The organism is Pseudoalteromonas sp. Z1A6, from assembly GCF_011378745.1.
Lineage (GTDB): Bacteria > Pseudomonadota > Gammaproteobacteria > Enterobacterales > Alteromonadaceae > Pseudoalteromonas > Pseudoalteromonas arctica.
Genome location: NZ_WTKW01000254.1, coordinates 1 through 6,241, shown reverse-complemented (window position 1 = coordinate 6,241; position 6,241 = coordinate 1). Strand labels below are relative to the sequence as shown.

At 37.3% G+C, this 6,241-nt stretch carries 4 protein-coding genes; all 4 read left to right on the top strand.

Annotation, left to right across the window (positions count from 1 at the left end; all coding sequences use genetic code 11):
• Window positions 1-153 precede the first annotated feature (153 nt).
• The 4 genes from rlmKL to GQR46_RS14620 are packed head-to-tail and all read left to right on the top strand — an operon-like array spanning window position 154 to window position 6,189.
• Entirely contained in the window at window positions 154-2,271 is a 2,118-nt protein-coding gene (rlmKL, locus tag GQR46_RS14635; RefSeq protein WP_007586899.1) for a bifunctional 23S rRNA (guanine(2069)-N(7))-methyltransferase RlmK/23S rRNA (guanine(2445)-N(2))-methyltransferase RlmL, read from the top strand.
• Window positions 2,264-2,503 carry a glutaredoxin family protein gene (locus GQR46_RS14630; RefSeq protein WP_007586898.1) on the top strand — a complete coding sequence of 80 codons (240 nt, stop codon included), beginning with the start codon at window positions 2,264-2,266 and terminating at the stop codon, window positions 2,501-2,503. The genes rlmKL and GQR46_RS14630 overlap by 8 nt, the downstream gene beginning before the upstream one ends.
• A gap of 15 nt (window positions 2,504-2,518) precedes the next feature.
• The gene (locus GQR46_RS14625; RefSeq protein WP_010552661.1) at window positions 2,519-4,432 is read left to right on the top strand and encodes an ABC transporter ATP-binding protein; all 1,914 of its coding nucleotides are present in this window, start codon (window positions 2,519-2,521) and stop codon (window positions 4,430-4,432) included.
• A gap of 11 nt (window positions 4,433-4,443) precedes the next feature.
• The gene (locus tag GQR46_RS14620; RefSeq protein ID WP_024589193.1) at window positions 4,444-6,189 is read left to right on the top strand and encodes a DUF3466 family protein; all 1,746 of its coding nucleotides are present in this window, start codon (window positions 4,444-4,446) and stop codon (window positions 6,187-6,189) included.
• Window positions 6,190-6,241 lie beyond the last annotated feature (52 nt).

Genomic DNA, 6,241 nt, shown 5'->3' with positions numbered 1-6,241 from the left:
GCCTTGCCTAAATACCAAACAGACTGCTGCAAATTTAACCTTGAAAGTTCAACAGACCCTTATCAAATTTAAGTCTTAAGCGTGTCTTTATGGCGTGTTTGTCGCCCAACCTATGTTATAATCCTGCGCAATTAGCTATTAAGGGTTATTACTTTGCAATTTATCGCACTTACTTCTATCGGAATCGAAAATTTATTGGTTGATGAACTAACAGAACTTGGCGCAACCGTGTCTAAGCAAACTGTTGGTTCTGTTCGTTTTGAGGCTGACTCATTACTTGCGCAAAAGGTTTGTTTATCAACTCGTTTTGCAACGCGTGTGCTTATGCTTATTGAAGAAAAAGAAGGCGTAGATGACAAAAATAGCCTGTATAATTTTGCGCGCTCGCAACCTTGGCAAGAATGGTTTGGACCTACGCAAACATTCGCTGTCGACTTCAACGGTACCAATGACTCATTAAAAAACACGCAATTTTCGGGTCTTGTAATCAAAGATGCGATTGTTGACTATTTTAATGATTTATACGAGCAACGTCCTAACGTTGATAAGCAAGATGCTAACGTGCGCGTAGTTGCACGATTAAATCGTTACGGCGTATCGATGTATATTGACTATTCAGGTCCTCGTTTGTCAGAACGTGGTTACCGCCAAGGCCAAGGTAAAGCGCCAATTAAAGAGCACTTAGCTGCTGCATTAATTAAGCGAAGTGGCTGGCTTGAAAATGTAAAACAGCCTTTATTCGATCCATGTTGTGGTGCGGGTACTATTTTGATAGAAGCTGCCGGTATGGCGCGAAACGAAGCGCCAGGATTATTCCGTGAAGGTTTTGCTTTTGAGCGTTTACCCAGTTTTAGAGCCGCTAAGTTTAAAGAGCTTAAAGAAGAGTTACTCGCTAATATTACTGATCCTAAATTGTGGTTAATTGGCCACGATTACGATGAGCAAGTATTAAGTAAAGCAATTGATAATGCTAAACGTGCAGAGCTTGACGACGTGATTAAGTTTAAGCAAAGTGATGCAACTAAACTTACAGCTGTTGCAAAATTACCGGGTGTTGTAATTTCAAACTTACCTTATGGTGAGCGTATTGGCTCTATGGCTGAGCTTGTTGATTTACACCGTAATTTAGGCGTTGGCTTTAAAAAGCACTTCAATCACTGGAAACTTGCCTTATTGGGTATGGACGAGAGCCTATTTAAACTTTTAAAACTTGTGCGCCTCAAGCGTTATAAATTTAAAAATGGCCCATTAGATGTTGAGCTTAACTTATATCAATTAGATGATAAGCAAGTAAGTTTGACCACAGATGACAAAAAAGCACTCAATTTTGAAGGCTCAACATCATTTGCAAATAGATTGAAAAAGAATAAACAAGGCTTAAAAAACTGGCTTAAACAAAATAAAATAGATGCTTATCGCGTCTATGAAGCGGATATCCCTGAATACAATGTTGCTGTAGATATTTATGGTGACTCTGCTGTAATTTTTGAATATGCAGCGCCTAAAGAAATTGATGAAAAAACATCAGAAAAACGCCTGCAAGACGTAATAAGTTTAACGGCTCAACAGCTTGAGATTTCACCTGAAAACATTGCTGTAAAAGTACGTAAAAAGCAGAAGGGCGAAGATCAATACACAGCTATGTCTAAACAAAACCGTACTATGGTTGTTGAAGAGTTTGGTGCTAAGTTCAAAGTTAATTTATTTGACTACTTAGACACAGGCTTGTTTTTAGACCACCGTTTAATGCGCCGTTATATTCAAGAAAATGCTAAAGATAAACGTTTCTTAAACCTTTTTGCATACACAGGTACAGCTTCTGTACATGCTGCTCTTGGTGGTGCTAAAGCCATTACTACAGTCGATTTATCAAAGACCTACTTAAAATGGGGCCAAGATAACTTTGATTTAAATGGTATTAGTAATACACGATACCGCTTTGAACAAGCAGATTGTTTAAAATGGTTAGAGCACGCAACGGCGCAATATGATCTGATATTTTTAGATCCTCCAACGTTTTCAAACTCAAAACGTATGAAAGATGCATTCGATGTGCAGAGCGATCACATTAAATTATTAACGTGGGTTAAAAAGATTTTGAGCCCATCGGGTACTTTGATTTTCTCTAATAACAAACGTGGCTTTGTAATAGATGAAGTTGGCCTGATTGGTCTAGGTTTAAAAGCCATTAATATTTCAGATAAAACGTTATCACCAGACTTTAAACGTAATAAAAAAATCCATAATAGCTGGTTAATCACACATGGCTAAATGGGTTTTATATCACACTGATGGTTGCCACTTGTGCGAGCAAGCTGAGCAACTTATCACTGAGGTACTTAGTAATACGAGTGAGTTATTACTAATCGATATTATGACTGATGAGCAGCTTATAGCTGAGTATCAAATTACTATTCCTGTATTAAAAAGTGAAAAAGGCGAGCAATTATTTTGGCCTTTTACTTTACACACTGTGCGCGAATTTTTAGCACAAGCAGAATAAGAGCAAATAAGAACTATGGATTTAATTAGAATTTTAAAAGCACAACTTGCTTTTGGTACGCATGCTTTGCTTAACAAAGCAGATGCCGTTATAGAAAGTGGCGAAAGAGTGTGTGTTGTTGGTCGAAATGGCGCGGGTAAGTCAACTCTATTAAAAGTGCTTGATGGCGAAGTTGTATTAGATGATGGTGAAATAAATCAGCTAGGCGGGATTAGAATTTCTCGTTTAGAACAAGATCCACCAAAAGGCGCAAATGGCACAGTATTTGATTATGTTGCGCAAGGTATGCCTGAGATTGCAAACTTACTAATTGATTTTCATCATGTAAGTAATGAGTTGCAAACAGTGTGTACTGATAAGTTATTAAACAAGCTTGAACGTTTATCAAATCAACTAGAAGCGGCTGATGGCTGGCGCTTTGATAGCCGAATTCAATTAGTGCTAACACAATTAGAATTAACGCCAGAAGCTAAACTTGAGTCTCTTTCTGGTGGTTGGTTACGTAAAGTAGCACTTGCACGTGCACTTGTCAGTGAGCCTGATTTATTATTACTTGATGAGCCAACAAACCATTTAGACATGGCAAGCGTCATGTGGCTTGAGCAATTTTTAAAAGAGTTTAAAGGCGGAATCGTATTTATATCGCATGACCGTGCGTTTATTCGCGCTGTTGCTACGCGTATTTTAGATTTAGACCGTGGTAAGCTTATTTCGTACCCTGGTGATTACGCTACGTACTTAGAGCAAAAAGCCCATGATTTAAAAGTTGAAGAAAGCCAAAATGCATTGTTCGATAAGCGTTTAGCCGAAGAAGAAACATGGATCCGCCAAGGTGTTAAAGCGCGTAGAACGCGTAACGAAGGTAGAGTTCGTGAGTTAAAACAGCTTCGTACAGAGCGTAAGCAACGTGTTGACCAAGTTGGTAAAACTGATTTCAATATTGAAACAGCAGATCGCTCTGGTAAGTTAGTATTTGAAGCTCAACATCTTTGTCATGCATTTAAAGACAAAGTTATTGCTGATGATTTTTCTACACTGGTAATGCGCGGTGACAGAATCGGTCTAGTAGGCCCAAATGGTATTGGTAAAACAACACTATTAAAGCTAATGTTTGGTGATTTAGAACCAGATAGCGGCATAACTAAGCAAGGTGTTAATTTAGAATTTGCTTACTTTGACCAATATCGTGAAAAGCTTGATGAAGAAGCAACAGTTCAAGATAACGTTGCCGAAGGTAAACAAGAAGTGATGATGGGCGGACGCTCACGTCATGTTTTAGGTTACCTGCAAGACTTTTTATTCCCTCCAGCACGCGCTCGAACCCCTGTTAAAGCACTCTCTGGTGGTGAAAAAAATAGACTACTATTAGCTAAACTGTTTTTAAAACCGTCTAATATCCTTGTTCTCGATGAGCCAACGAATGACTTGGACATTGAAACGTTAGAGTTACTAGAGGACATCATTAATCAATACCAAGGTACAGTGCTGATTGTAAGCCATGACCGTGAATTTATTGATAATACATGTTCAAGTGTATGGGCGTTTGAAGGTAACGGTAAAGTTACAGATATTGTAGGTGGCTATAGCGACTATGAGGCTTACGTTAACTATTTAGCTGAACAAGAAAAAAAAACGCAGCAGCAACCAGTAAAAAAAGTTGAAAAAGTAGTCGCTCCAGTTGCTAAACCTGCAGCTAAAACAAATAAACTCTCTTACAAATTAAAACTTGAATTAGAGCAACTACCGAATAAAATGGAAAAACTAGAAGCTGAAATTGAAGCTCAACAAGCTGTAGTTAGTGACTCAGACTTTTTTAAACAAGAGAGTGATGTAACAACTAAAGCATTGAACCATTTGGCACAACTTGAGTCTGACCTTGAAGCTGCGCTTGAGCGCTGGGAAGAACTTGAAGAATTACAGAATCAGTAGTAAGGACTAAAATGAAATATAAATTACTCGCTGCCAGTATTTTAGCGACATTAAGCACTTCAGCAACAAGTGCTACGTACCAGTTAAGTGAATTAGGGACTCTTGAAGACGCTAAATATTCTTATGTAACAGATGTAAGCGAAAGCGGGCATATTATTGGTTTCGCAAATGGTTTATACAATTTACCTATTGATATCAGCTATATAGATTTTACTGAAAATATTATTGAAAATAGCTACGATAATACAGAGGCTGCATTTGATTTAAGTGATAAAGAGATTACCTTTACACTTGATGACATTGAAAATAATGATGCAGTACTTACTAATTCTGATGCACATACTTTCATGGTTAGTTTTTTATCTTCAATTTCTACAAATTTTGAATATCAAAAATTAAGCTCATTAGTTGGCATAAAGTACAATGACACACAAGTAACAGAGCAACCGTTATTTGATGTTGCATCTGTTGATTATGATGGCTTAACGCGTTCAACTATTAACCTTTTTAATGCTGTAAGTGAAGACGGCGTTACTGTTGGTTGGGGCGGTGCTCCTTACGATAAAGTGTCTTTTACACCTGATGGTGAAGATGATGCAGAAACGTGGTTCACACATGAGTTTATAGAACGTGGGATTGTAATAAGTGCTGATGGCAGTATAAGTGTTGAGTTAGAGCCTGAGTTTAATGAATACGGCGGCACAAGCCGCGCTAACGATATAGTCAAAACAAATAGTGGTTACACTGTTGTAGGTAATATCTCTACAAGTATTCCTGATGACAGACAAGATAATATTGATGATAACTGTGATAATGAAGACGAACCAACGTCAGTGTGTATCAACTTATTAAATTCTAATATTTCACGAGGCTTATTTAATAAGCGTGCTGTTAAATGGGAACTTGATGAATCGTTAAATATTATTTCTGTTGAAGAGCTTGGTATGGCACTTACACCTGATGAAGGTGAAACGGAAGATGACGCATTTACGAGTACTGCTTTAGCAGTGAACAACAACGGTACAATTGTAGGTTCATCAAATACGCGTTATTACAAAAATGATGATACGATTCTTACAATGCCAGTCTATTTTAAAGACGGTGCAGTCACTGACTTTATTAATCAAGAAGACGATTGGCAGGCTGGTAAATCAATCGCTATTAATGATAATGATGTAATTACAGGTTATGCGACAAAGCGTATTGAAGGCACTCTTCGTAATAAATTCTTCTATCATGACATCGAAACAGGTAATACAGTTTTTCCAACTGATTATTTTTCAAGTTCAAGTTCTTATGGCAACGATATAAATAATCAAGGATATATTGTAGGCGAAGGGGAAGTGGGTGTATCTGATAGTTCACGACTCAAAGAAGCCTTTATTTACAAAATTGGTGAAGATAAAATCACTAATTTGAATGATTTACTGCCTTGTTATGACACTGATGGCGAAACTGACTACGCTTACTCAATGGTTGAAGCAACAGCTATCAATGAAAATAATGAAATATTTGGTACTGCGACTAAGACAGTTGAAAAACTTGATTCTTTAGGCGGTGTTGTAACTGATATCAATGGTGAAATTGAATACGAAAGTATTGCAGTTGCAGTTAAGTTAACGCCAATTGCAAATGGTGAAGTAGAAAACTGTGCTCCAGTAGAAGCAGAAGTGTATGAGCGTAACTCTGCTAGCTTTCCTTGGTATACATTATTGCTATTACCATTAGTTGGCTTAAGACGTATATTTCGCTTTTAAAGTTTACTAATATTGATTATAAAAAAAACCAACTTAATAAAGTTGGTTTTTT

Excerpts from the sequence above, each read along its gene's own strand:
- GQR46_RS14630 (WP_007586898.1), top strand. The coding sequence starts at position 2,264 with ATGGCTAAATGGGTTTTATATCACACTGATGGTTGCCACTTGTGCGAG.
- GQR46_RS14625 (WP_010552661.1), top strand. The coding sequence starts at position 2,519 with ATGGATTTAATTAGAATTTTAAAAGCACAACTTGCTTTTGGTACGCAT.
- GQR46_RS14620 (WP_024589193.1), top strand. The coding sequence starts at position 4,444 with ATGAAATATAAATTACTCGCTGCCAGTATTTTAGCGACATTAAGCACT.